The organism is Streptomyces sp. NBC_00247 (assembly GCF_036188265.1).
Taxonomy (GTDB): domain Bacteria; phylum Actinomycetota; class Actinomycetes; order Streptomycetales; family Streptomycetaceae; genus Streptomyces.
In genome coordinates this window covers 295,109-320,696 of the sequence record NZ_CP108093.1, presented here as the reverse complement: position 1 = coordinate 320,696, position 25,588 = coordinate 295,109, and the positions used below count along the sequence as shown (strand labels likewise).

The following is a 25,588-nucleotide window of genomic DNA, read 5'->3' as shown; positions in this document are numbered from 1 at the left end:
GAATCCAATCGGATCCGATGGTGACTGCTGACAGGGTTTGACGACAGACAGGGGCCGATCCTCCGTACGGAAGGGGTCCTTCGGTGGCGAACCTGGTCCACAAGCGGGTCTCGACGGGCCGGCAGTCCACCGCCCGGCAGGACCTCGTCCTGGCCGAAGCCGGGATCGAGGACCCAGTCGTCTTCGAGGAAGACCCGGGAACCTCCAGCCGCCTCCACCCACTCCAGCGCCCGAAGTCGCGCGAACTGCTCACCTACGCGCGGCCGGGCGACACCGTGCACATCTGCGAGATGTTCCGCCTCGTACGCGGCACCGGGCACATCCTCGACGTGCTCGACGTCCTCTGCCGCGACCGCCTCGCCCTGCGCATCCACGACGGCGCGTTCTCCGCGATGGACCTCACTGCCCGCCACCCGCGCACCGGCGAGCTGCTGTCCACCGTGAAGTTCATGGTGCAGACTCTGGCCGCCGCCGGCGAACTCCAGTGGGAGCTGACCTACGACGGGCTGCGGGCCGCCGAGGCCAAGGGTGCGAAGGGCGGCGCCGCCCCGCCGTGGCGGCGGCGAAGACCGACGACGTACGCACCGCGTACCTCGAAGGCCGCTCCATCGCCGCCCTCGCCCGTGACCACGGGGTCAGTCGCGGCGCGATCCGTACCGCCGTCGTCGGCCTCCTGCCCGACCACACCGCCGCCGAGGAGGACACGCCCGCCTCGGAGCTGCCGGTCACCCTCGACATGCCCGGCAAGATCGCCGACTACCTCCGCACCACCGAGCTGGAGCCGGCCGAGCGCGCCGCGCTCGACCAGGTGGCGACCGTACGGCGCGGCCAGGGCTGCACCCTGCGCGTCAGCGCTATCCCCGCCGTACACCGAGGGCTCCTCGCCCGCTGCCAGCCGCTCGACGGCGGCCAGGGCCTCCCCGCGGTCCCGGCCCAGCGCAAGGCCCGCCGCGAGTACGAGAACCGGGTCACGGCGCTCACGCCCTGACAATGATCAATCTCAGCGCCAACCGCTGTACCGATGTTCCCCGAGGCCGTAATCGACCACGGCCGGGAGGCGCTGTCGTTAAGATCCGCTCATGACGTCACGACGGGCAGATGCCGCGTAGACCGCCGCGCAAGGTTCGGGTCGTAGCTCCCGGCCCTCCAGGCGATGGTGCCACCACCAGCACGTTGTTCGTCAGTCGCTGCCCCGGGGTGCCAATTTGTGCGGGTATGCACACGCACCTCTTTGTCGATGGCCTCGACATGATCGCGCGAAGCCACAGCGGGGCCGTCGGCCTGCACCCCCGACGACTCCTCCGCCCCGGCGGACCGCTCTATCCGGCCGATGCGATTCGAGACGTCAACGTGGCTTCTGTGGTGCCCTCTGAGCCCAGCGCGGGTGGGCTCGTCGTTCGTATGCGCCTCCACGGCGAGACCGTCGTCTGGACCGATCTGATGTACCCAGACCTCCAGGGCAGGCTCGTAGACGAAGTCCGGTTCGATCTCAGGCAGTACCTCGGCGAGATCGAGAGGGCCTGTCGGGAGTGGGAGGATGCTGACGACGAGGCCAGCCTGCCGGGAGATGGCTGTCGAAACACCCGTGGTCCAGTTGAATAGCGGCATTGAATAGCGGCATGGGAAGTGCCCGGGGCCAGAGGCCCACGTCGCGGCGACGGCGCCTACGTGGTGGTACGCCGTCCCGCCGTCAGTTCCCCGTGGACTCATCCCCCGCGCACGTCTAGGCCGTGTGTCGAAAGTCCCGCCTGTCCGGCGGCGTCCGGGCGGACGGCGCCACTTTCGGCACACGCCCTAAACGGCCATGATCGTTCTCACCGATACCGCTGTACCGACGTTCCCCGAGGCCGAGGAAGTCCTCCGGACCGCGGCCACCGGCGCCCGTGGAGTGACCGCATGACGACCGTCCTGCGGCATCCACGGCCCGGATGCACCTGGGACTGGTGGGCGGTCGACGCCGTCGGTTTCCTCGTGTGGTTCAGCCACGGGCCGGCCCCCGGACACCTGCCGGCGCACCTGGACCGGGTCGACGCGGCAACCGCGTGGGTGGAGGAGAACCGCCCGGTACGGTTCGCCCGCGACTCACCACTGCACGCGTTCGACTGAACCGGAGAACTGCCGACCTACACCCGGCACGCTGTCCCGGACTCTCCGATGCGGCCGGCCGACGCGCCTGCGGTCGTTGCCGGGGTCGCGGTCCTGGTCGAACCGGAACGGGCGGTCGGGGACATCTGGACGATCCACCTCGACGAGGGACGGGTCCGGGCGGCCCGACCGGGATCGCCCGGCCGACCGGGCCGCCGCGGCCTGATCGCGCTGCCTACCCCTCGTCCAGCAGCCGCTCGCGCAGCCGCTCCCGGGTTTCCGCGGAGAGTCCCAGCCCCTCGGCGAAGTAGCGCTCCGTGGTGCCCCAGGTCTCCTCGATCGTGGCGAAGGCCGCGTCCAGGTAGTCGATGTGCGCTCCGAAGAGCGGGTTGAGCAGGCTCATCACCTCGGTGGAGACCAGCGGGTCCGCACGGTCGCCGCGCCTCAGCCGGTACCGGCGGTGGGCGTCGTTGGACTTGAGGTAGTCCGCCGCGATGGCCTCGCGCTCGACACCGACCGCGAGCAGGGTCACCGCCATCGTCAGGCCCGCCCGGTCCTTGCCCGCGGCGCAGTGCATCAGCGCCGGCACGCTGTCCTCCGCCAGGGCGTGCAGCACCCGGCTGTGTTCGGCCGTGCGGTCGGTGATGATCGAGCGGTACGAGGCGAGCATCCGCTCCGTGCCCTTGCCGTCGGCGAGCAGTGAGCGCAGCTGCGCGATGTCGCCCTCGCGCACCAGCCGCCAGAACCCGGCCCCGTCGGCGGGGTCCGAGAGCGGGATGAGGACGCTGCGCACGCCCGGCAGCTCCACGTCGAAGCCGTCGAGCTTCTGGTCGGCGGAGTTGCGGAAGTCGAAGACGGTGTGCAGCCCGAGCCGACCGAGGAAGACGGCGTCCTCGGCGGTGGCGGCGGCGAGGTGACCGCTGCGGAAGAGCCTCCCGTGCCGCACCCGTCGTCCGTCGGTGGTGGGCAACCCGCCCACGTCCCGGAAGTTACGGACCCCGCTCAGCTCGGGTTCGGCCGGCGAGAACTGCGGCACCTGCGTCACAGCGGCTCCTCGGTGCGTCTGGGCGCCGGCGCTGCTCGCCGACGTCGGCTCGTCGCGACCCTACGACATCGCTCCCCGGCGCCGGAGTAGCGGCGGTCGGTTGCCGGCGGCTGAAGATCCGGCATCCGTGATCTGCGCGACATGTCCGCATTGTGTTGATTTTGCGCAACATCACCCGTTTATAGGGGGGATGGTGGGTGATCTCGTGAGCGGGATCATATCCGTGACCGTGTGTGGCCGAAAGGCCGGGCGACGGCCCGTCCGTCGCGCGGAATGCCAAGATCCGTAATCCACGGAGGGTGACCGGAAAAGCGGACCGATTTCGGATCCGGGATTCCGTTCCGCTTGCGACGGCTTGTTCCGTCCGACCTGGCTCGATTACGTTCACCATCACTCCGGACGGACCGCCTAATCCTGCCGCCGCCCGGAATTCGCACTCACTGATGCGTGGCAGGAGCGGGGGACCCAGGTAAGCCGCCGACCGGAGTTGTTCCGGACGGCTCGGGGTGAAGTCGTGTTCAGCGCGACCGGGCATCTCCAGCCCGAACCCGACAGCTCACCTCGTAGGCGCCGGAGAGGAATTTCCCCATGCCCATCCCGGGTAAGCACCGTCGTAAGAAGTCCGGCCCGATCGCTCGCGGCATCCTCGCCGTCGGAGCCGGTGGCGCCGTCGTCGCCCTGCCGCTCCTCGGAGCCACGGGTGCCCACGCCGCCGAGCAGTCGGCCCCCGCCGCCCAGTCGGCCCCGGCCGCCCAGCAGTCCGCCAAGACCTACAAGGTCGTCTCGGGCGACTACCTGGCGAAGATCGCCGCCCAGCACAAGATCAAGGGTGGCTGGGAGAAGCTCTACCAGGACAACCGCGAGGTCGTCGGCGGCAACCCGAGCCTGATCCTCCCGGGCATGAAGCTGACCCTCGGCGCCCAGGCGTCCAGCTCGGCCTCCACCGCGTCCTCCGCCAAGGCCGAGGCTCCGAAGGCCGAGACGAAGACGGCCGCCAAGACCGGGACGAAGGCTGCCCCGGCGACCGCGACGGAGTCCGCCGCGACCACCACCAAGGCCGCCGACAGCAACAGCACCGGCTGGACCACCCCGGTGGCCAACGCGACCGTCACCACCCAGTACCACGCCTCCGGCTCCATGTGGTCCAGCGGTTACCACACCGGCTCCGACTTCAGCGCCGCCACCGGCACCGTCGTCCGCGCCGTCGGCCCCGGCACCGTCGTCTCCGCCGGCTACGACGGCGCCTACGGCAACGAGGTCATCATCAAGCACGCCGACGGCATGTACTCCCAGTACGCGCACCAGTCGCAGCTGATGGTCTCGGTCGGCCAGACCGTCACCGGCGGCCAGCAGATCGGTCTCTCGGGTGCCACCGGCAACGTCACCGGCCCGCACCTCCACTTCGAGATCCGCACCACCCCGAGCTACGGCTCGGACGTGGACCCGATCGCCTACCTGCGGTCCCACGGCGTCTCCATCTGAGACACCTCCTCTTGACGTATCGTCACGATCCGTCAGGGCTTCGAGGGGCGGTGCGCGTAAGCGCGCCGCCCCTCTACTTATTCCGGCTTTACCAAAACCTGACCGGGTGGTCTATCTCACCCCACGTCAACCCCTTCTTACGGTCGCGTAGGTCACATGGAAAGGGGCAAGATATGTGGTCGTGGCAGACGATTCGAGAATCCAGAAGACAGACATCATCGGGTCGTACGCGGCGATCGGCGACAGTTTCACCGAGGGAGTCGGGGACCCCGGACCGGACGGATCCTATGTCGGCTGGGCGGACCGTTTCGCGGTTCTTCTCGCTGATCAGCTTCCCGCCCCCGACGAGACGGCCGGTGCCGATTCCGTGCACGGGCTATTCCGGTACGCCAATCTCGCGGTACGCGGACGACTGCTCGACCAGATAGTCGAGGAGCAGGTTCCCCGCGCCAAGGAGCTCGCACCGGACCTGGTGAGCTTCTGCGCCGGCGGCAACGACATCATCCGGCCCGGCACCGACCCGGACGACCTGGCCGAGCGCTTCGAACGCGCGGTCGCCGACCTCACCAACGCGGTCGGCACCGTCATGGTGACCACCGGATTCGACACCCGCGGGGTCCCGGTGCTCCGCCACATGCGCGGCAAGATCGCCACCTACAACGTCCACCTGCGGGCCATCGCGGACCGCTACCACTGTCCGGTGCTGGACCTCTGGTCCTTGCGATCGATCCAGGACCGCCGGGCCTGGGACAACGACCGGCTGCACCTCTCACCCGAGGGGCACACCCGGGTGGCGCTGCGGGCCGCACAGGTCCTCAGCCTGGAGACACCGGCCGACCCCGACCAGCCGTGGCCCCCGCAGGCCCAGCGGAACACCTTCGAGATGCGGCGCGACAACATCCAGTGGGCGCGCGAGTACCTCGTCCCGTGGATCGGCCGCCGGCTGCGCGGCGAGTCCTCCGGCGACGAGGTCGCCGCGAAGCGCCCGGACCTGCTGCCGCTCTGAGTGGGGGCGCTACACCAGGGGAAGCCGGAGACGTGACGGGCCCGCCGCGGCGGGCCCGACCGGCGCAGCCGGAATCCGCTCCAGGACACCCCCGGCGAACACGTCGTACAACGGCAGCGACTCCAGGTGCACGTACCCGATGTGGCAGTCGCAGACCGGCAGAGGGCAGGCCCTCGGGCCGAGCGCCCGGCGGTAGCTCCCGTCGTAGAGACTGCCCAGCTCCTCCTTGACGAAATGGCACCGGCGCACGGTGCCGTCGCCGTCCACCGAGATCACCGACTCCCCGGTCCGGCACGGCAGCCCCGCCGAGCGGAGCGGATGCCGGCTGTACGGGAACAGCGGGTCGAGCGCCGTCCAGCGCTCCGCCTCCGCGTCCGTGTACGTACGCCCCTCGGCGGCGTTCACCCACAGGTACACCCGCTCCGGCAGGTCCGCCCGCAGTCTCCGCGCCTCGGGGAGGTGTTCCTCGAGACCGACGACCCCCACGCTGTACCGCACCCCCGCCGCGGTCAGCTCCCGGCACGTGCCGAGGAACCGGTCGTACGGTGTCTGGCCCGGGTGGTACGTGCACCAGAGCGCCAGCCGCTCCGGGTCCGCCCCGGACAGCCAGCCCGTTCTGCCGCTGAGATTCGTCTGGATCGCGACCCGCGCCACCTGCGGCAGGTGGGACAGCTCGACCAGCGCCCGCCGGTACCAGGACCGCACCAGCCCCTCCCCCCACGGGGTGAAGAGCACCGAGAGACGGTCCCCGGTCCGTGCGGCGACCCACGCCGTGAAACGTTCGAGCGCCTCCCGGTCCGCCGTGAGCTGTTCTCGGCTGTCCCGCCTCTTGGCGAACGGGCAGTACGGGCAGTCGTAGTCGCAGGAGGCGAGCGGGCCGCGGTAGAGGATCGTCAGGTCCACGGCCCGCTCACTTCGCCTCGTACGCGGCCATCGCGGCGCGCACGGCGGGAGAGAAGAGGACGGGGCCGAGCGCGTCGGAGTGCGCGAGCCCTTCGGGGGAGAGCCGCAGCAGGCCGTCGCCGGCGCCGCGGTCCAGCCAGCCGAGGTCGGTGAAGCGGGCGAGCTCGTCCGGGAAGTCGTCCACGGGGTCGCGGCCGAACCGCTGCCGGTACTCGGCCAGCGGAAGCCCGGCGGCCTGGAGCAGCGACTGCAGGAGGTGGCGGCGCTGGGGTTCGTCGCCGTCGACGGGCCGGCCGTGCTCCGCCCGGGTGAAGTCCTCGGTGGTGGTGAAGCGGTCGATGATGTCGCGGATCTGCCCCATGTTGACGGCGTAGTCGAAGGAGTAGTGCAGCGACGAGGTGTACGAGCGTGCGCCGCAGCCCAGGCCGATCATGCCGTCCGTCTGGCAGGCGTAGTCGTCGGGGCCCTCCTGGGGCGCGTCGGCACGGCGGAACATCCGCATGGAGACCTGCTCGTACCCGTGGGCCAGGAGGTGGTCCCGGCCGGTGCGGTAGAGGTGGAGCCGCTGGGCGTCCCAGGCGGCGTCCGCCGCCGCCCGGGCCTCGGGACCGCTGCCTTCGGCCAGGCGGCCGAGGCCGGTCAGGGGGCGCACGTACAGCGGGTAGAGGTACAGCTCCTCGGGACGCCAGGCCAGGGCGGCGTCCAGCGAGGCGAGCCATGACCGTGCCGTCTGCCCGTCGATGCCGTAGATCAGGTCGATGTTGAGGACCGGTATCCGGGTCTCGCGGATGCGGCCGAGCGCCGCCTCGACGTCGGCCCGGCGCTGTGGGCGGACAGCCGCCCTGGCCTCGGCGTCGACGAAGCTCTGCACGCCGATGCTGATGCGGGTGGTGCCCCGGTCGGCGAGCACGGCGAGCCGGTCGGCGGTCGCCGTGGACGGGGAGGTCTCGACGGACAGCGGCACCGCGCGCAGATCGGCGCCCATCCTCTTCTCCGCGATGTCGCAGAGCCGTTCGAGCTCTCCGGCGGTCAGGAAGGTGGGCGTGCCACCGCCGAACGCCGCGGCGGCGAACCGCACCGGCTCGTCGTCGCCCAGTGCGTCCCGTACCGCGGTCGCCTGCCGGTCGAGCGCGTCGAGGTAGCGGGTGGTCAGCTCGTCGGGGGCGCCGATCCGGGTGAAGAGGTTGCAGAAACCGCAGCGGACCTCGCAGAACGGTATGTGGGCGTAGAGCTGGAGGGCGTCCCTGCTCTCCCCGGCCCACAGCTCGCGCAGGGTGGGGCGGTCGTGGAGTTCGGCGTAGGCCGTTTTGTGAGGGTAGGCGTAGACGTAGCTCTGATAGGGCCGGACGCCGGAGGCCGCGTCGGTGGTCGGCGCGGTGTCGGCGCGGACGGTGGTGGTCGTCATCGGGTCAGGCCCCCGGTTCGAGGAAGAAGTGGGCGTACGGGACCGTCCAGACGGCCTCGTGGCCGAGCCGGTGACCGGTGTACCCGTCGTCGCCGTAGGCGGTGCCGTGGTCGGAGCAGACGATGGCGAAGCAGCGGCGGCGGCTGCTCGCCGCCGTGAAGAGCCTGCCGATGTGCCGGTCCACGTACTCCAGTGCCGCCGCGTGGGTCGCGCGCGAGTCACCGGCCTCGGTGGTGGCGCCGGGCAGATGGAACCAGTTCGGCTGATGGAGCGCCGAGACGTTGACGAAGAGGAAGAGCCGCTGATCGGCCGGGAGCGAGGCCACGACCTCCTCGGCGCGGGCGACCTGCGCCTCGAAGGAGGTCGGGGAGGCCACGCCGAACTCCGGCTCCCAGTGGCTCTCCCCGAAGAGGCCGGGCAACACCGACCCGAGGGGCGGTTGCCGGTTGAAGAAGCCGACGCCGCCGACGCACACGGTGCGGTAGCCGACCGCCTCCAGACCGCGCGGCAGGTCGGGGGAGTCGTACACGAAGGTCCGGCCTGCCGTCGTCTCACTGCCGGCGAAACGTGCCGCGAAGAGCCGGGGGTGGGGTCCGGGTGTGGCGGGAGTGGGCAGGAACCCGGCGAAGATCGCCTGGTGGGAGGCGTACGTGAAGCTGCCGGGCGCGTGCCGCTTCTCCCAGACACCGCCGGGGAGATGCCGGGCGAGATTCGGCAGGCGGCCCGCCGCCGCGAGTTCGGCGGCGACGTCGTGACGGAGGGTGTCGAGCGTGACGAGCAGCAGATCGTGACTGCCGACGACAGCGTTCATGTCGGGTACGGCTTCGTCCCGGGCGAAGTCGGCGGGCGTGCAGGTCGGTGCCGTGGTGGCGGGCGTGCTGACGACCAGGGGTGCCGCGCCGGTCCGGTCGGTGAAAGCCGTGGCGGGTACGGCTGCCACGGCGGTTGCGAGGGGCGCTGGGTCAGGGGGCTGCGGTGGCACGGTCGTTCCTCGCTCGTTCGTCGGATGTGCTGTCGGTGCTCGCGAGGGCGTCCGCGTGGGCCCGCAGGACGGCGGCGACCTGCGCGGCGTAGGTGTCCTGGCCTTCGGCGCCACTGCCCGGCAGACCGGTCAGGCCGGGCAACAGATCGCCGAACGCGTTGACCTCACCCACGGCGAACCGCCGCCAGCCGGTCGAGGGCAGCAGATCGACCCCCACGCACGGGCTCCGGGGGAAGCAGGCAGCCGCGCGCTCGCAGAGAGCCAGCGCCTCGGACCAGCTGCCGCCCGCCGAGGACACCGCCTCACGGACCCGGTCCAGATCGCCGCGGGCCCCGCCGAGATGGAGATTGGTCATGGGGGAGCGGCTGGTCCGCACGACGGCGTGCGTCGCACGGCCCGCGACCACCACGACCCGCAGATCGGCGGACCGGCCCTGCTGCGAGGCCTTGGGGAGCCAGCGTTCGATGTGCAATCCGTCCGGTGCGAGGGCGTCCACGAGGGCCGCGACCTCCCGCTCCGCGGTGTACCGCCGCACCCGCAGGGAGTTGAACAGCCGCCCCCGCTCGTCCCGTTCCACCGAGGTGGTCGCCTGGACCCGCCCCGGGCCGGCCGTCTCCACGGCCAGTACCCCGGAGGCCGAGGAGCCGTGCGCCGGCTTCACGAACACCCTGGACATGCGGTGGTCCCGCATCAGCTCCTGTACATGGTCCCAGTCCCGGACCGGAGCCGCGGAAGCTCCCGACGTCGGCGAGGCGGGTACCCGAACGCCCGCCTCGTCCAGCGCCGCATGGCACAGCCGCTTGTCGAACAGCCGGGCCAACTCGTCCGCGGAACCGAGTAGTTCGCCACCCGTCGCCGCGACCTCGGTGGCCACGGAACGGACGGCGGTCAGGAAGTTCACGTACCAGAGGGCCGAGCCCTCCACACGGGTCGGGTCGCCGACCCCACGCAGCAGCCGCTCTACCTCAGGCTCCTCGCCCGGCGAGTCCAGACGCACCGACTCGCCGGGCAGGAAGCGCGCCCGGCCGTGCAGTACGTCCAGCCACGGCACGACCCGTGCCTCCGGCAGACCGGCGGCGAGAACCGCCCCCCGGAAGAAGGCGACCCGGCGGTTGAGGGGGTTGCCGACGACGGCGAAACGCGGTCCCTGTCCCCGCCCAGGGCTATTCACCGACCGCGACATACCGCTCGTCGTCCTCGTCCGGATCGAAGTCGGACGCGTCACCGGGCTCCGCGTCCACCACGGCGGGCGCGCAGGCCGACACGATGCGTCGGAGCATCTCCTCGCCCAGGTAGTGATGGCGCAGATCGAGACGCGACAGATGCGACAGAGGCTGCCCGGCCAGCAGTGCCTCGCCTCCCGTGTCGCTCAGGGTGCCCATGGCCAGCGAGAGCGAATCGAGCTGGGCGACGACGGGCGCCGACGCCACGGCGGCGGCGATCTCGTCCTGCACGACGCTGTTCTGCAGACCGAGGTGGCGCAGCGCCGGCAGCCCTCCGCCGGACAGCAGCGGGGCCAGGTCCTCGACTGTCGCGTCCCCGCCGTACCAGTCGGAGCCGAGCCAGAGTTCCAGGCTCCGCAGCGCGGGCAGTTCGCAGGCGGCGACCGCCCGTACGACGTGCCCGGGCAGCCCGCCCGACTCGAAACGGAGGGACTTCAGGGAGGTGTGCCGCACGGGCCGGAGCCGGAGGGTCTCCTCGTCCCGGGGCTCCCCCGGGGTGCCGCCACCCCGGACGACGAGTTCTTCCAGGCGCGGGCAGGCCTCCAGTACCGGAGTGATGTCGCACAGTCGCAGCCACGACACCTCGCACTCCTCGCTCTCCACGTCGGCGAGGAAGAGTCCGCGCAGTGACGGGAGACGGGCGGCGTCGGCCACCAGGAGCTCGACCACCGGTGTGAGAGGGGTGTACTCGTCCTCCCACCAGGGGCCGATCAGCAGCGCCCTGACCCGGGAGGTGTCCACGGTGGCCAGGAAGTGTCGCCACAGGGCGGGGAAGTCGAGATCGTCCTGCCAGGCGCTGTCGAGCCGCCAGGCCACCGCGTCCGCCGCCGGGAGGCTTCCGGCCGGCGCGGTCCTCCCGTCCTCCCCCGCAGGCGCCGCCCCACCGGGCTCCGTCTCTCCGGGGGCCGGCAGGAGGTACACGGGCAGTCCGTGGAAGGTCTCCGGGTGCTCGATGTCCGTCGCGCGGCTCATTCCGCGACCGCCGTGTACCGGTTCTCGCGACCACCGTCGTTCCAGGGCTTGTTGCGGTCGGACAGGTCGACCCGGACGCCGTGCGGTTCCAGAGCGGCGGTGAGCCGCTGCTCCATCGCCTCGCTGAGGAAGTGGTGGTGGAGGTCGAGCGTGTCGAGGTGGGTGAGCGGCTGGCCTTCGAGCAGCGCCGCCGCACCGTCGTCGCCCAGGACACCGTTCGACAGGTCCAGGGTGCGCAGGCGCGCGACCACCGGAGCCGAGGCCACCGCCGCCGCGATCTCCTCCTGGATCTCGCTGTTGCGCAGGCCGAGGTGGTGCAGGGCGAGGAAGCGCGTGCCGGACAGCAGGGGCGCCAGGTCAGCGAGCTCCGTGTCACCGCCGTACGCCGAGACACCGAGCCAGAGGTCGAGCTTCTCCAGCGCGGGGAGTTCACTGTCCAGCACGCCGCGCACCACCTGCACCGGCAGGCCGCCCGACTCGATCGTGAGCGACCGCAGCGCGTCGTGCCGCACCGGCGGGAAGACCAGGCCGTCGCCGCCCCGCACACCCAACTCCACCAGCCCGGGGAAGGCGTCGAGCAGAGTCGTCACGTCCGACTGCTCGATCCAGGAGATCTCCGCCTCCTCCAGGACCAGGTCACCGACGAACACGGCTTCCAGCGAGGGCAGCCGACTCGCGGCGGCGGTCACCAGGCCTGTCGGGTAGGAAGAGCGGTGCTCGGTCGTCTCGCCCCACTGACCGATGATCAGCGCCCGCACTCCGGCCGGGTCCACCGTCGCCAGGAACAGGTCGAAGACCTCCTCCCACGTGACCTCCGGCTCGTCGTACGGGTCGACCCGGAGCCGCCACGCCACGGCTCCGGCCTCGGGAAGCGAGCGGCCCTCGGTGGGGATCTCGAAATCGACGGCGGGAAGGCCGTGCAACTCGCTCAGGTGGTTCGCAATGGTCATGACCCGAAGCTCCGGTGTGCTGGGGACGTCTGTCTGCCGCAAGGTCTATCAAGTGCCACTGACAGCGCCGCACCCGGGACGGGGAACGCCGCGGTCCGGCAGCTGAGACGTGTGCCGGTGCTCCCGGGGTGCCGCGAGCCGGAGCGCCCGGACCGACGGATCCACGGGGTGATCCACCGGGGTGGCGATCGCGCGGCGGACGGTTGCGGGGGCCAGGGGGCGGGCGCAGCCGCGTGGTGCCTCCGCCGACCGCGGGAACCCGCCGATGTCAGACCCACCTCCTAGCGTTCTCCACAGGGTTCGGCGCACGGGGCGCCGTACCGGAGGGGAGACGTCCGTGTACCGGCAGGGCGATGTGCTGATCATGGCGGTCGAGAAGTCCGAGGTGCCCGCGCCGTTCCTGGACGCGCGGGGCGAACTGCGCGACGGGCGCGGTCGGTTGGTGCTGGCCCTGGGGGAGGTCACCGGACACGCGCACGCCGTACAGGGACCCGGCCGGCTGATACGCGAGTCGGGGCCGTTCGGACCGATGCTGCTCCACCTTCCCGAGGGCGGGCGGGTCGTGCACGAGGAACACGCCCCGATCGCGCTGCCCAAGGGCTGGTTCCGCGTGGTGCGCCAACGGGAGTACGTCCCCGGCGCGTTCCGCGTCGTGGCGGACTGACGGGCGATCACCGGCGCGGACGAGAAAGACGCGCCGGAAAGGCGCACCCGAGCAGGAACACGAACACGAGCAGGGACGGGTGACCAGGGATGACAGGGACGGGAATGATGACGCGGGACGCGACCTCGTGGCGGGCGGTGGCCTCGGCCACCGGAAGGGCCGACAGGACGGCGGCGGAGGAGGGCATTCGTCGGGCCTACCGCACGGCGGGCCTGGCGGAGCCGGGCCGGATCGTCTGGGCGGACTCGCCCAGGGCAGCGGTGAAGGCGGTGGAGAAGCTCGTCGACGCCGGTAAGTCGGTGCGTGAGGAGGTGCGTACCCGGCCGTGGGGTCACGAACGCCGCCGGAAGTACGACGAGTTGGGAGCGATGGGCTGGGCCGCGCTCTGGTCGGCCACCGGCGCGCAGCTGTGGGAGAGCACCTCCGCCCTCGCCGCGCGTATCCGCGCGGGCGTGGTGGCCGAGCTCGCCGCGGATCCCGAGGACGAGACGGCGGTGCGACTGGTGCTGCTGGACGCGGTGCTGGGGCAGCACGACGCGGCATGGCTCGCCGCCTTCGAGGACAGCGAGCGCCTTGCGGGCCTGGCCGAGGTGGCGCGCAACGCCGGGTGGTGGTGGCCCTACGAGAACGCCGTCGTCGTCGCCGAACGCCCTGAGACGCTCCATCGCGACGAGGCGGGCCGCCTCGACCGCGGGGACGGCCCGGCGCTCGCCTACCCGGACGGCTTCGCCCTCCACGCCTGGCGCGGCATGCCGGTGCCGGCCGCTTTCCTGGAGGAGCTCTCGGCCCTCACCCCCGAGCGGATACGCGAGGAGGCCAACGCCGAGCTGCGGCGCGTGATGCTGGAGCACTACGGCTACGACCGCTACCTGGAGGAATCCGGTGCGGAGCCGGTCCACCGGGACGAGACGGGCATTCTCTGGCGCATCCCGCTCCCCGGCGACGAGGACGTCGTGATGGTCGAGGTCGTCAACTCCACCCCTGAACCCGACGGCACCCACCGCACTTACTGGCTGCGGGTGCCGCCCGCGACCCGCACGGCGAAGGACGGGGTCGCCTGGACCTTCGGGCTCGGGGGCGAGCAGTACGCACCCGTGCGCCAGACGTGACGGAGAGGGGGCACGCGCCACCCCCGGCAGAGGATCGCCGTCCGCCCTTCGGCGGAATCTTGCGGGGCGTGGACACGTTGGACGGATCATGACCTCTCTCGATACCGCACAGGAAGACCTTCTGCGCCTCGTCGGTGCCTCGCACGACGGGGTGCTGGTGACCCTGAGGAAGAACGGCCGCCCCCAGCTGTCGAACGTGAACCACGCCTACGACGCGGCGGCCCGGACGATCCGGGTCTCGGTGACGGAGGACCGGGCGAAGACGCGGAACCTGCGCCGCGACCCCCGGGCGAGTTTCCATGTGACGAGCGAGAACCGGGGCGCGTGGACCGTCGTGGACGGGACGGCCGAGCTGACTCCCCCCGCCGCCGATCCCCGGGACGCCACCGTCGAAGCGCTGATCACCCTCTACCGGGACGTGCTCGGCGAGCACCCGGACTGGGACGACTACCGGCAGGCGATGGTGCGGGACCGCAGAGTCGTTCTCACCCTGCGCATCGAGCACGTGTACGGGCAGCCGGGTGCCTGACGCGATACGTGTGGGGAGCCGGGCAGGCCCGGGGTGCGGTGCCCGCCCCGGGCGAACCGTCGCGCGGGCGTGCCTCCCGCACATAATAAGAAGAGACCGACTCCCCCAGGAGATGCTGTGACCGGCGCCGAATTCTTGACCCCCCTGCGCACCCGACTCCGCTCGATGCGCGCCGACGCGTTCGGGGCCGACCCCTCGGGGGCCCGGATGGAGCGCATCCGCCGCTCGCCCCACTTCGCCGACGGAGTGTTCCAGAATCCGGTCGGGGCCCGGACCCGGCCCTCGGGCTCCTCGCTGGAACTCGCGAAGACCTACTTCAACAAGGAGCAACGGGCCCGCAGGGCACCGCTCGGAAACATCCCGGTACACGCCACGACCTTCGCCGACCTGGCCCGGCCGCCGGCCTCGGGTCTCCGGGTGACCTGGATGGGCCATTCCAGTGTCCTCGCCGAGATCGACGGGAGCCGTGTGCTCTTCGACCCCGTCTGGGGCGAGCGCTGCTCCCCGTTCGACTTCGCGGGCCCCAAGCGTCTCCATCCCGCCCCGCTCTCGCTCGACGCCCTGGGGCCGGTGGACGTCGTCGTCATCTCGCACGACCACTACGACCACCTGGACCTGCCGACGATCCGTGCCCTCGCCCGGACGGACACCGTCTTCGCCGTGCCGCTCGGCGTCGGCGCCCATCTGGAACACTGGGGTGTCTCACCCGCCCGGCTGCGCGAGCTGGACTGGAACGAGAGCACGGAGGTGGCGGGCATCCGGCTCACCGCGACCCCCGCACGGCATTTCTGCGGACGCGGCGTGCGCAGCGGGCAGCACACCCTCTGGGCGTCCTGGGCGGTCGAGGGGGCCGAGCACCGGATCTACCACAGTGGCGACACCGGCTACTTCGCCGGCTTCCGTGACATCGGGGCCGAGCACGGCCCGTTCGACATCACGATGATCCAGATCGGGGCGTACTCCGAGTTCTGGCCCGACATCCACATGACGCCCGCCGAGGGGCTCCGCGCGCATCTGGATCTCCAGGGCGGCAGCCCTCGCGGCGTTCTGATGCCGATCCACTGGGGCACCTTCAACCTCGCCCCGCACCCCTGGGCCGAGCCGGGGGAGTGGACCCGCGAAGCCGCGGCCGCGATCGGTCAGGCGGGCGCCTTCCCCATTCCGGGACAGCCTTTCGAGCCCGGCGGAGAACTGCCGTCCGAGCCGTGGTGGCGGACGGTGGGGTACGTACCCGACCAGGAGTGGCCCGTTCCCGAATCGCCGGAGTACTCGTCCCACGAGGCCCTCGAACTCGTCACGGAGGAGTGACGGACCGCTCGGAGCACACGGGGGGTGTCATCGCGTCGCACGGGCGGGCACCGGGCTCGCCGCAGCGGTGACGGGCTCCGCCGCCCCGGGCCCGCCGGTCGCGGGTCCGGGGCGGCGGGTCCGGGTCACTTGGTGAAGGTGAACCAGTTGAGGTTGAGGAAATCCGAACTGCTGCCGGAGAAGACCAGGTAGACGTCGTGGACACCGGTCGCGGAGGCGATGATGTTGGCGGGAACGGTCTGCCAGGTCTGCCAGCCGCCGCTGCCGGAGAAGTTGATCTCCGCGATCTGCGGGCCGGTGGTGCTGTCCAGACGTACCTTGATCGCGCCGCTCACGCCCGCCGCTGCGCCCGACGCGAGCCGGGCCTTGAACTGGAACGGTGCGGTCGAACCGAAGTCCAGGGACGAGTACTTGAGCCAGTCGCCGTTGGCGATGTACCCGACGTTCTGGCCACCGCCGGTGTCGGTGGTGGTCTCCGTGGTGGTGCCGCTCTGGGCCGAGTAGGACTCCGCCTGGATGGTGCCGTAGGCGCTGGTACCCGAACCCGTTCCGCCGCCCGGGTTCGACCCCGAACCCGAGCCCGCGCCCAGTGAGATGGTCCAGGACGTGGGGTTGCCGTCCTGGATGTGGCCGTCGACGGGCGCGGAACCGGTGGGGCCGACGTCGTCGTACGGGAAGGCGTAGCCGATGCTCGCGTACTTGTGGACGAGTCGCGCGTAGTGGTTGGTGATGGGGTCCGTGTAGTACTGGGACGGGGACACGCCGTCGGGGTTGTTGTTGCCGCCGGAGACCAGCAGGCTGCTCCGGTTGAGCGCGGCGGACAGCCGGGCCGCGATGGCGCCGCGCGCGTCGCCGCCGGAGTTGTAGAGCGGGCCGGAGGCGCAGCCGAAGATGTCGACGGCGCTGGGTTTGGTGAACGGGACGCCGTTGGTGTTGAGGCCCGAGAAGACGATGGCGCCACCGGAGACGGTGCCGGTGTACGAGCCGATGCCGCCCTGGCCGTTCAGGGTCAGGGGGGTGGTGGCGTAGCGGGCCCACACCCGGTTCAGGTAGTCGTCCCAGTAGTTGCCGAAGTCCACCGGGGAGTGCGAGGGTGCGAGGACGCGCAGCACCCCGCCGGAGGAGTCGTTGATCACCAGCTTGTCCCAGGGGGCGCCGTCGGTGGCGTGCTGGGACCGCAGGCCGGAGGCGATGGAGGCGAGCGCGCCGCTGGGCAGCGGGCTGACCGTCTGGTTGCCGGAGCTGCCGGTGCTGGACATGGAGACCGGCAGGCCGACCATGTCGACGTAGGAGATGTTGGCGTACAGGTTGGCACTGTTGAAGGTGAACTCGCAGAAGGTCCAGTTCGTCGACCAGTTGGGGTCGGCGCTGGTCAGTGCGGGCTGGACCACGCCGGGCACGGTGCCCGGGTTGACGAAGAACTTGAGCTTCTGGCCGACCGAGAACCAGACCCGGCCCCCGATGACGAAGCCGGCCAGGTTCACCTTGGTCGCCGCCGAGCCGGAGGCCCCCAGCGGGATGGAGTAGTCGGCGATCGGCGTCACCGCCGCGGACGGGTTCGGCAGCCGGTTCAGGGCGCCGTTCGCGGAGACGAACACCGGCCAACCGCTGCTGTCCGTACCGGAGATGTACGCGTAGACGGTGTTGTTCCCGGAGTTGTTCTGGAGCGAGATCGGGAGCGGGGCGCTCGCGGCGGAGGCCGTGGAGGTGAACGGCGACAGCGGGGAGAGAGCGGCAGCGGCGGCGGTCGCGCCGGTCGCGGTGAGGAAGGAACGTCGAGAGACCACTGACCCTCCGAAAGGGTGTGATGAACCGTCAGAAGCGCGACGGAGGTGGGGGTGTTGCCCTGAGGCGAACGCGACGCTAATGGCCTGTACCAATGAGGGTCAAGGGATGTGCCGAACGGAGCGGGACGAGTTTGGGAGCGCTCTCAATCCGGGCAGGTGGCGGCGCCGCTCCCGGGCGGCCCCGGCGCTAGGCTGTGAGCGAACCGGCGGTCCTGCCTACCGGTCCGCCGCCCAGCGTTGAGGAGCGCCCGCCTTGCCCGAGCAGTCCCCAGGTTCCCGGCCCACCCTGGAAGCCGTCGCGGCGCGCGCGGGAGTCTCCAGGGCCACCGCGTCCCGGGTCGTCAACGGGGGCGACGGTGTGCGCCAGCCTCTGGTGGACCGGGTGCGCCAAGCGGTCGAGGAGCTCCAGTACATCCCGAACCACGCGGCCCGCACCCTCGTCACCCGGCGGACCGGAGCGGTGGCCGTGGTGATCGCCGAGCCGGAGATACGCATCTTCTCCGACCCGTTCTTCTCCCGGCAGCTCCGGGGCATCAGCAAGGAGCTGGCCGAACACGACGCCCAGTTGGTGCTGTTGATCGTGGAGGGTCCGGGAGACTTCGGCCGGATCGAGCGGTACCTCTCCGGCGGCCACGTCGACGGAGCCCTCGCCTTCTCCCTGCACACCGACGACCCCCTGCCCGCGATCACCCGGCGGGCCGGCCTGCCGACCGTGTACGGCGGGCGGCCGAGCTGGACCACGCCTCCCGGGGAGCGCACCGCCAGTTACGTGGACGCGGACAACCGGGGCGGGGCGCGGGCGGCCGTACAGCACCTGCGGGACCTGGGGCGACGGCGGATCGCCTACATCGGCGGACCGGCCGACCAGACCTCGGCCCTGGACCGGTTCGACGGGTACCGGGACATCCAGCTCGACGTCGATCCCACACTCGTCGCGCAGGGCGCGTTCACCGTGGAGTCCGGCGCGCGGGCCATGGAAGAGCTGCTGGAGCGGCGGCCCGACCTGGACGCGGTGTTCGCCGCCAACGACCTGATGGCCTCGGGTGCCTTGCGGGTGCTGGGCGAACGCGGCATCCCGGTGCCGGGCCAGGTGGCGGTGGTCGGCTTTGACGACATGGCGTCCGTGGCCGAGACGACCGTACCGCCGCTGAGCACCGTCCGGCAGGACGTCGAGGGCCAGGGGCGGCTCATGGCGAGACTGCTGCTGCGTGGCCTGGACCGCGACCGCAAGGGGACCGGGGCGCCCGACTCGGTGATCACCCCGACCACGCTGGTACGGCGGGCCTCGTCCTGAGACCCGCCGCCGGTGCTCCGCACCGTGGCATCCGTCGGAGGGGACGACGCGGGGGTGCGGCCGGTGGACACCGGCCGCACCCCCTGTTCCCGCAGGGGCGGGCTACCGTGCCGCGTAACCGAAGCGGACTCCCGCGGCCGGAAGGCCGCCGGTGCCCGGCTGGTACGTGGTCACCGGTGCGATCGTTCCGCCGGCGGTCACGTTCGACAGCGGCAGCGCGTACAGGGTGCCGTGGGCGGACGGCCCGAACGGCATGCCCACGTAGAGGGCCGTGGACGTGTAGTGGATGTACTTTCCGAGGTACTGCTTGGCACCGGGGGTGCCGGGAACGCCGTCGCCGTCACCGGTCTCGATCCACCGCTCGCCGTCGCCGGGCGCTCCCAGCAGGGAGAACGTCGTGATCGCACCCGCGCTCGCGGTGGTGCCGACCGCCTCGTCGGGAATGCCGACCGCCAGCTTCATGGTCGCCGCGGTGCTCACCGCGCGCGGCGCTGTGTTCACGGCCGTCAGAGCCTGACCGAAGTGGTCACCGGCCTCGGAGGTGCCGGAGACGTCGTCGTCGGCGGTGCCCGACTCGTAGGTGTTGAGCTGGCCGTAGCCGCCGTCCGCGCGGATCCGGAAAGACTGTACGAGGCCCGCTCCGGCCTTGGTGACGTCGTTGACGCTGAGGGCCTCGCCCGGTGAACCGACGGCCAGGATCGACTCCGTGGCCGACGCGGTGCCCGACGGGCGGTACGGCACCAGCGCCACCGAGGCGCCGAACAGGTCTCCGGCCTCGGCTCCGCCGCCGACCGTGTCCAGATCCTGGTCGAGCCCGAACAGCGGGGTCGGCCGGTCTTCGGAGTTCAGCGTGTTCGGGTCGAACACGACCAGGTTGCCGGCGTCCGCGTCGGTGTCGATCGCCTCGTGGGGCGCCGCGACGACGATGTGGTTCGAGTCGGCCGCGACGGCCCCTCCGAAACCGTCTCCCGGCTCGACCGCGCCCGGGACGTCGAGCCGGTCCTGGTGGATGACCACGTTCGTCGTGCCGTGGATGTAGACGGCCATGCCCGCACCGGCGGACGTGTCGACGCCCTCGCCCGGCGCTCCCGCGATCACGAACGGTTCACCGGCGCGGGTGACACCGGCCGCCAGGGAGGCGCCCATGAGGTCACCGGTCTCGCTGGCGGACGCGCTCAGGGAGCCGTTGCCCGCACCCTGTTCGTAGTGCGTGTCCTTGACGGTGCCCGTACCCAGACCGCCCGGCGCGCCGTGCAGGATGTCGATCATGCCGGCGTCGGTCGCGGTGTCCAGGTCCTCGCCCGGTGTACCGACGACCAGGTCCGTGCAGCCGTCCTCGTCGTAGTCGACGGTGGCCAGCGCCTGGCCGAACTCGTCACCGGCTTCCGAGCCGCCGGCCACCCAGTCCAGGTCCTGAGTGATCTCCTGGGTACCCTTGCCGCCGCCCAGGACGATCCGCACCAGGCCGGCGTCGGCGTCACCGCCGACCGCTGCCGCCGGGTCGGCGACAGCGATGTCCTCGACTCCGTCGCAGTTGAAGTCGGTCACCGGCGCCTTGCCCACGGTGTCCGACACCCAGGTGGCCAGGTCGTCCGCGCGTGCGGCGACGGCACCCGTGCGGGTCTCCGTCTGTCCCAGGCAACCGCCCTGCCAGGAACGGCTGTTGATGCCGACCAGCTCGGTGGTGCCGTTCGCCTCGCGCAGCAGGGGGCCACCGGTGTCGCCCTTGCAGACGGCCCCTCCCACCCCGCTGACGTCGAGGTCGTCCGCAGAGACGGCGTTCACGACGAAGCCGGTGGCGTGGGGGGAGGTGGGTACCCACTCCGTGGCGGTACGGCCCCAGCCCGACGCCACCAGCTGTTCCCCCGCCACGGGGGAGACGGTGCCGACGGAGACCGGGGCGACCGCGGTGACGGGCCGCGACAGGCGGGCCAGGACCACGTCCCGCCCGGAACGCGGCACGAGCTGCACCACGCGGCTGCTCGTGCCGCCGACCGAGGCGGTGGTGTCCAGGGCGGGCTTGCCCGCGGCGACCACGGGCACGGCCGGGTTCTCGGCGAAGCAACTCGCCGCGGTCAGGATCCAGTCCGGGGCGACGAGGGCGCCGCTGCACGCGCGAGCGGTGTCGTCCGCCCCGAGGGACACCTTGACGGTGAAGGCGTAGGAGCCGGCCGGCACGGCGTCGCTCGCCACGGCATGAGCCGGAACGGTGAACACGGTGGAGGCGAGAGCGACGGCGCCCGCCACCACCAGGCCCGGTGAAGTGAGCGCGTTCATGCGCGAAAAGGTCACGATTCTTGATTCCTCGATGCTGGGATCGGCCGGCTCAGCCGGTGACGCGGATCTCGACGAGCACGGAGCGGGCACCGCCCACGGTGCCCTCGCCGACTGGCTCGAAGCCGCCCTCGGCGACGTTCACCGTGGTGGTGGCGCCGTTCGCGGTCAGGTCGGCGCTGAACGGGTGGTCGCCGGTTTCCAGGGCGAAGACCCGCGGCAGCGTCAGCGTCAGATAGCCGGACGGGGACGTCACGTCGAAGCAGTACTCGCCCTTGCGGTTGGCCCCGCTGTCGGCGACCGTCGACACCTTGATCTGGTCCACCGAACCGTCGCAGGCGGCGAGCACGATGTGCCCGTCGCCCTTTTTCAGTTCGATCCCTTCCGACTGAAGAATTGCGGCAGCGCCGGGATACTGGAAATCTTCGACCGCCGAGGGCGGAGTGTCCGAAGTAGCGGTTTCCGCCGAATCGGTCGCGAATGCAATGGGGGTTCCGATTCCGATCGCGGCGAGGCCGAAAATTCCGGCAATGGTCAGACTGCGGGCACGGGAAAGCACCGCACCATCCTTTCGGGTGCATCAATTCCGTACAGAATGCTGCCCCCCATTAGTCACCAATAATTCCAAAGAGATGCACAAGTTAACCTCAACTCCGTTCCTCGTCAACGCCTTGTTCCCCGGTTTGGTGTCAAGATCGCCGAATGATTCGCAAATATCGCATACGCTCCGGAGCGTCCCTGCTGCATGCTTTTCGGCGACTTTCCGTGCTCTCGGTCCAGGGCGATCAGGGAGTTGCCCCCTCCATTCGGATTTCTTTTCGGGCTATGGTCTTTTTTGGTCGCCCGAACAGGGGTGCAGAATTCCGACGACGCCAAAAGGTGGATATGTCATGAACGGAAAATGCTCCGGAAGACGCGGCCGGGCAGGAATGCCGAGATGGAAACGGGCCGTGGTGCCCGCACTTCTGTCGCTCGTCATGGTCACCGGCGGCCTGAGTGCCCACCCGGCAGCGGCCGCGGAGTCGTCGGGCGCCGACGGGCAGGCGGTCGCCGCCCTGGCCGAGGCGGCCGCGACGGACCGGGGCCGGGTGCTGGACCACTGGAGATCCGGCGGGCCCGGGGTCAAGGCCGCGGCGGAGGCCGCGCTGACCGGTAGCGATGCCGACGTGCAGGAGTTCCTGACGGTCGCCGGTGAACTGCTGTCGCAGGACGAGAGGGTCAGTGCCGCCCAGATCGCGAGCATCGGGGGTGCGGAACTGCTGGCCGCGGCGCGCACCGCGCTGTCGGGGACCCAGGAGGAATTGGAGATCTTCCTGAGCTGGGGCTGGGAGGAACCCGCCCGGCAGGACAACCGGGTGCGGGTGGCCCAGGTCATCGACGCGGGCGGCCCCAACGTCCAGGAGGCCGGCCAGGCCGCGCTCGACGGTGGGCCGGCCGCGATCTCGAAGTTCCTCGAAGAGGGGCAGTACACCTGGCAGGAGCAGGACGACCGGGTCCAGCTCACCCAGGTCATCAGCGTGGGCGGTCCGAACGTGCGGGCCGCCGGACGTATCGCGCTGAGCGGCGGCGCCGACGAGATCCGGGAGTTCCTCGAAGTCGGCCAGTTCGTGGCGCGGAACAAGGACGAGGAACACGCCACGGTCGCCGAGCTGGCGGCCCGGGCGGAGGAGGCCGGGCGTCAGGCCGCGGTCGAGACGAAGGCGGCCCAGGCGGAGTCCGCCAAGGCCGTCGAAGCGGCGAAGCTGGCGAAGGAGGCCGCCCAGCGGGCCGCGGCCGAGGCCGAGGCGGCCAAGGACGACACCCAGCGGGCGGCGAGTGCCGCGCAGCGCGCGGCGTCCGCGGCCTCCCAGGCGGCCGAGGCCGCCCAGCAGGCCATCTCCGCGGCACGTGCGGCGAACAACTCGGCCAGGATCGCGGCGAACGCGGCTTCCCAGGCGGCCGCCGCGGCGGCGGGCGCCTCGCAGGCCGCGTCGAGGGCCCGTAACGCCGCGGCGGACGCGGCGGTGGACGCGTCGAACGCCGACGCGGCCCGCCGGGCGGCCGACGAGGCCAACCTCGCGGCGGACGGCGCCGAGAAGGCGGCCGGCGCCGCCGGCCAGGCAGCCGTCGCGGCGGATGCCGCAGGCGACGCGGCGGCTTCGGCGATCAGCGCCGGCGCCCACGCGAACGCGGCCGCCGACGCGGCCACCGAGGCGAGCGGCTACGCGGACCAGTCCAGCGCGGCGGCGGCCCAGGCGCGCGCCGCTGCAGCCGCAACCCGGCGGCACGCGGCCGAAGCCAACCGTGCCGCCGCGGCGGCGGAGTCGCTGGCCCGCAAGGCGGCGAGTGCGGCACGGGACGCGCGGGACGCGGCCGAGTCGGCCGCGACGCACGCGCGCAACGCGGCGGAAGCGGCCCAGGAGGCGGCCGAGCACGCGGGCGACGCGGCCACGGCGGCGGCCAAGTCCACGGCGCACGCCGACGCGGCTACCGACGCGGCGAACGTGGCGACGGCAGCGGTGCTGCAGGCACAGAACGTGTACACCCTGGCGCGCGAGGTGGAGGCCGAGGAACTGCTCAGCCGTACCAACGAGGGCATCGAGCAGGCCCGCGACCAGAAGGCGGCGACCGAGGCCGCGACGGCCGGCCAGAAGGATCTGGAGAAGGCGGCGGCGGACCGGGACGCCGAGCGGGACGCACTGGTCGCCGCGGCCGCCGAGCCGGACGCCGACCTCGCTGCCGTCGCCGCTCAGGGCCGTGACCTGGCAGTGCGGGAGATGACGCGGGGCGAAGCGTGGGGCCGCGCGGCGGCCGAGGCGGCGCTGGCCGGAACCGACGAGGAAGTCCTCGACTACCTCACCGACGGCTGGGAGGACGCCGAACACCAGCAGCAGCGCTCCTCCGTGGAACGACTGGCCGAGGAGAGCGCCGATCCCCACATGCGGACGGCCGCGGAAGCCGCCCTCGACGGCGACGCCGCCGACATCGCCGAGTTCGTGGCGAACGGTCAGTACGTGATCGCCACGGAGCCGATGAGGGTCGAGATCGCCCGGGTCGTCGACGCGGCCGGGCCCGTGCTCGCGGAAGCCGGCCGGGCCGCCCTCGCCACGGGGGACGCCAAGAAGTACAGCGCGTTCCTGACCGTGGCGCAGTACACGACGAGGACCGAGGACGAACGGGTACGGGCCGCCCAACTGGTCGACTCGGCAGGGCCCGAGGTCCGCTCGGCGGCGAGGGTCGCCCTGGAGGGGCCCCCGCAGGCCCTGCACAACTTCATCGCGTCCGGCCAGTACACGGCCCAGCGCAAGGACGAACTCTCCGCCACCCACGTCGCGCAGGTCCAGAAGCTGATCGCGGACGCGGCGCAGATCGCGGCCACGGCTCAGCAGAACGCCGCGACGGCGCAGAAGACGGCGGCCCTGGCGCGCAACGCCGCCGCCGAAGCCCAGGAATGGGCGGACAAGGCGAAGGATTCCGGCACCGAGGCACAGGCCCAGGCCGACAAGGCGCAGGCGTACGCCGAGGACGCCGAAGCCTCTGCCACGGCAGCGGCCAAGTCCGCGGCCACCGCACGGGCGGCGGCCGACCGGGCCGACGTCGCGGCCGAGGACGCCGCCCGTTCCGCCACCGACGCCACCCTCTCCTCCGAGGCGGCCCAGGCTTCGGCGTCCACCGCTTGGTATTACTACGACGAGGCCAAGAAGTCGGCGACCGCGGCGGGCGAGTCGGCCGCCGCGGCGCTGGAAGCCGCCGACGAGGCCTTCGCCACCTCGGTCGCGAAGTACCGGGAGGAAGCCGAGGCCGCGCGCAAGGCCGCCGTGGCCGAGAAGGAACGCAACGAGAACGGCAGGCGTGCCGCCGAGCTGTACCGCTGTGGCCAGTCGTTCGTCCCCTGCGACCCGCAGGGCTACGTCCGCTGGTGCACGCAGAGCCCGGTCGACTGCCAGATCCTGGAGAACGGCGCGGAGATCGGCGCCGGCCTGGAGACGGCGGCCAAGATCAGCCTGGAACTGGCCGGCCTCACCGAGCTGGACACCTGCCTGCGCGAGAGGGACCTGGAGCACTGCGGCGGCCTCGCCGTGGACGCGCTCGTCGGTGCCAAGCTCAAGGCGCTGGAGAAGGTCTTCGACGGGCTGAAGCTCCTCAGGCGCGGCTGCAAGATCCTCGGCAGGACGACGCTGTCCGCAGCACCGGTCTCGTACGTGACCGAGGCTTCGACCACCTGGGCGAGCACGAGCGCGGCGTCCGCGGCGGTGCCGATGACGGCTTCGTCGGGCAAGTCCTGCGGTGAGCACGACATCCCGGGGCTGCCCCGGGACGTCTCGGAGATCCCCCGCAGCGGCGGTTGCGACGTGTGTGCCGAGAACATCCGGGACAGTCTGGGCGGCGGTACGATCTTCACCCTGGAGAACAATCAGGGGGGCGAGCTCCCCTACTACCGGGGCCAGGACAGCCAATGGTGGTGGCACGCAGTGGTGGTGTACGAGGGCCGGGTGTTCGACGCCTGGACCGGTCGGGCCGGTGAGACGATCGCCGAGTACAAGTCCAGGTGGAGCAAGCCCCAGAACATCGACTGGCCGTTTTGAGGAAC

The 25,588-nt window shown here is 71.5% G+C and carries 21 protein-coding genes, 1 pseudogene and 1 riboswitch; of the genes and pseudogenes, 12 read left to right on the top strand and 10 right to left on the bottom strand.

Going from position 1 to position 25,588, the window contains the following annotated elements:
* Positions 1-83: 83 nt before the first annotated feature.
* From OHT52_RS01120 to OHT52_RS01105, 4 genes and pseudogenes are all read left to right on the top strand, one after another.
* Positions 84-473 (top strand): annotated as a pseudogene (locus tag OHT52_RS01120) (recombinase family protein); the annotation flags it as partial.
* An 80-nt stretch (positions 474-553) separates the two neighbouring features.
* Positions 554-988: a resolvase gene (locus OHT52_RS01115; protein WP_328718185.1), complete on the top strand. Its 435-nt coding sequence runs from the start codon at positions 554-556 to the stop codon at positions 986-988.
* 227 nt (positions 989-1,215) lie between these two features.
* A complete protein-coding gene (locus OHT52_RS01110; RefSeq protein WP_328718184.1) occupies positions 1,216-1,602 on the top strand; it encodes a hypothetical protein in 387 nt (128 codons plus the stop codon).
* 294 nt (positions 1,603-1,896) lie between these two features.
* Entirely contained in the window at positions 1,897-2,106 is a 210-nt protein-coding gene (locus OHT52_RS01105; protein ID WP_328718183.1) for a hypothetical protein, read from the top strand.
* Between the two features lie 214 nt (positions 2,107-2,320).
* Here OHT52_RS01105 and OHT52_RS01100 read toward each other — a convergent pair whose 3' ends face one another.
* On the bottom strand, positions 2,321-3,130 hold the full coding sequence (locus tag OHT52_RS01100) for a tyrosine-protein phosphatase (RefSeq protein WP_328718182.1): 810 nt from the start codon (positions 3,128-3,130) through the stop codon (positions 2,321-2,323).
* A 428-nt stretch (positions 3,131-3,558) separates the two neighbouring features.
* A riboswitch (cyclic di-AMP (ydaO/yuaA leader) is annotated at positions 3,559-3,715 on the top strand.
* A 3-nt stretch (positions 3,716-3,718) separates the two neighbouring features.
* Here OHT52_RS01100 and OHT52_RS01095 point away from each other — a divergent pair.
* Together OHT52_RS01095 and OHT52_RS01090 are read left to right on the top strand one after the other, a co-directional pair.
* Positions 3,719-4,612: a LysM peptidoglycan-binding domain-containing M23 family metallopeptidase gene (locus tag OHT52_RS01095; RefSeq protein WP_328718181.1), complete on the top strand. Its 894-nt coding sequence runs from the start codon at positions 3,719-3,721 to the stop codon at positions 4,610-4,612.
* A 181-nt stretch (positions 4,613-4,793) separates the two neighbouring features.
* Positions 4,794-5,618, top strand: coding sequence for an SGNH/GDSL hydrolase family protein (locus OHT52_RS01090; RefSeq protein ID WP_328718180.1), 825 nt, complete (start codon positions 4,794-4,796; stop codon positions 5,616-5,618).
* 9 nt (positions 5,619-5,627) lie between these two features.
* Here OHT52_RS01090 and OHT52_RS01085 read toward each other — a convergent pair whose 3' ends face one another.
* From OHT52_RS01085 to OHT52_RS01060, 6 genes are all read right to left on the bottom strand, one after another.
* Positions 5,628-6,521 carry an STM4011 family radical SAM protein gene (locus OHT52_RS01085; protein WP_328718179.1) on the bottom strand — a complete coding sequence of 298 codons (894 nt, stop codon included), beginning with the start codon at positions 6,519-6,521 and terminating at the stop codon, positions 5,628-5,630.
* Positions 6,522-6,528: 7 nt separating this feature from the next.
* A complete protein-coding gene (locus OHT52_RS01080; protein ID WP_328718178.1) occupies positions 6,529-7,926 on the bottom strand; it encodes an STM4012 family radical SAM protein in 1,398 nt (465 codons plus the stop codon).
* A 4-nt stretch (positions 7,927-7,930) separates the two neighbouring features.
* The gene (locus OHT52_RS01075; protein ID WP_328723576.1) at positions 7,931-8,737 is read right to left on the bottom strand and encodes an STM4013/SEN3800 family hydrolase; all 807 of its coding nucleotides are present in this window, start codon (positions 8,735-8,737) and stop codon (positions 7,931-7,933) included.
* 151 nt (positions 8,738-8,888) lie between these two features.
* On the bottom strand, positions 8,889-10,091 hold the full coding sequence (locus tag OHT52_RS01070) for an STM4014 family protein (RefSeq protein WP_328718177.1): 1,203 nt from the start codon (positions 10,089-10,091) through the stop codon (positions 8,889-8,891).
* Positions 10,072-11,103, bottom strand: coding sequence for an STM4015 family protein (locus OHT52_RS01065; protein ID WP_328718176.1), 1,032 nt, complete (start codon positions 11,101-11,103; stop codon positions 10,072-10,074). Before OHT52_RS01065 ends, OHT52_RS01070 begins: the two co-directional genes overlap by 20 nt.
* Complete coding sequence (locus OHT52_RS01060; protein WP_328718175.1) at positions 11,100-12,053, bottom strand: STM4015 family protein; 954 nt, start codon at positions 12,051-12,053, stop codon at positions 11,100-11,102. The genes OHT52_RS01065 and OHT52_RS01060 overlap by 4 nt, the downstream gene beginning before the upstream one ends.
* A gap of 337 nt (positions 12,054-12,390) precedes the next feature.
* Here OHT52_RS01060 and OHT52_RS01055 point away from each other — a divergent pair, with 337 nt between their 5' ends.
* The 4 genes from OHT52_RS01055 to OHT52_RS01040 all read left to right on the top strand — a co-directional run bounded on the left by OHT52_RS01055 (position 12,391) and on the right by OHT52_RS01040 (position 15,663).
* Complete coding sequence (locus tag OHT52_RS01055; RefSeq protein ID WP_328718174.1) at positions 12,391-12,717, top strand: hypothetical protein; 327 nt, start codon at positions 12,391-12,393, stop codon at positions 12,715-12,717.
* An 89-nt stretch (positions 12,718-12,806) separates the two neighbouring features.
* Entirely contained in the window at positions 12,807-13,826 is a 1,020-nt protein-coding gene (locus OHT52_RS01050) for a DUF6745 domain-containing protein (RefSeq protein ID WP_328718173.1), read from the top strand.
* Between the two features lie 88 nt (positions 13,827-13,914).
* Entirely contained in the window at positions 13,915-14,355 is a 441-nt protein-coding gene (locus tag OHT52_RS01045; RefSeq protein ID WP_328718172.1) for a PPOX class F420-dependent oxidoreductase, read from the top strand.
* Positions 14,356-14,472: 117 nt separating this feature from the next.
* Positions 14,473-15,663 carry an MBL fold metallo-hydrolase gene (locus tag OHT52_RS01040; protein ID WP_328718171.1) on the top strand — a complete coding sequence of 397 codons (1,191 nt, stop codon included), beginning with the start codon at positions 14,473-14,475 and terminating at the stop codon, positions 15,661-15,663.
* A gap of 125 nt (positions 15,664-15,788) precedes the next feature.
* On the opposite strand, the gene OHT52_RS01035 is transcribed toward OHT52_RS01040, so the two are convergent.
* Positions 15,789-17,450: a beta-1,3-glucanase family protein gene (locus OHT52_RS01035; protein WP_328718169.1), complete on the bottom strand. Its 1,662-nt coding sequence runs from the start codon at positions 17,448-17,450 to the stop codon at positions 15,789-15,791.
* A 253-nt stretch (positions 17,451-17,703) separates the two neighbouring features.
* Between OHT52_RS01035 and OHT52_RS01030 the strand changes: the two genes are divergently transcribed.
* The gene (locus tag OHT52_RS01030) at positions 17,704-18,744 is read left to right on the top strand and encodes a LacI family DNA-binding transcriptional regulator (RefSeq protein ID WP_328718168.1); all 1,041 of its coding nucleotides are present in this window, start codon (positions 17,704-17,706) and stop codon (positions 18,742-18,744) included.
* 102 nt (positions 18,745-18,846) lie between these two features.
* On the opposite strand, the gene OHT52_RS01025 is transcribed toward OHT52_RS01030, so the two are convergent.
* Both OHT52_RS01025 and OHT52_RS01020 read right to left on the bottom strand, forming a co-directional pair.
* A complete protein-coding gene (locus OHT52_RS01025) occupies positions 18,847-21,021 on the bottom strand; it encodes a trypsin-like serine protease (RefSeq protein WP_328718167.1) in 2,175 nt (724 codons plus the stop codon).
* 49 nt (positions 21,022-21,070) lie between these two features.
* Positions 21,071-21,577: a hypothetical protein gene (locus tag OHT52_RS01020; protein WP_328718166.1), complete on the bottom strand. Its 507-nt coding sequence runs from the start codon at positions 21,575-21,577 to the stop codon at positions 21,071-21,073.
* A 391-nt stretch (positions 21,578-21,968) separates the two neighbouring features.
* Between OHT52_RS01020 and OHT52_RS01015 the strand changes: the two genes are divergently transcribed.
* Positions 21,969-25,583 carry an ALF repeat-containing protein gene (locus OHT52_RS01015; protein WP_328718165.1) on the top strand — a complete coding sequence of 1,205 codons (3,615 nt, stop codon included), beginning with the start codon at positions 21,969-21,971 and terminating at the stop codon, positions 25,581-25,583.
* Positions 25,584-25,588 lie beyond the last annotated feature (5 nt).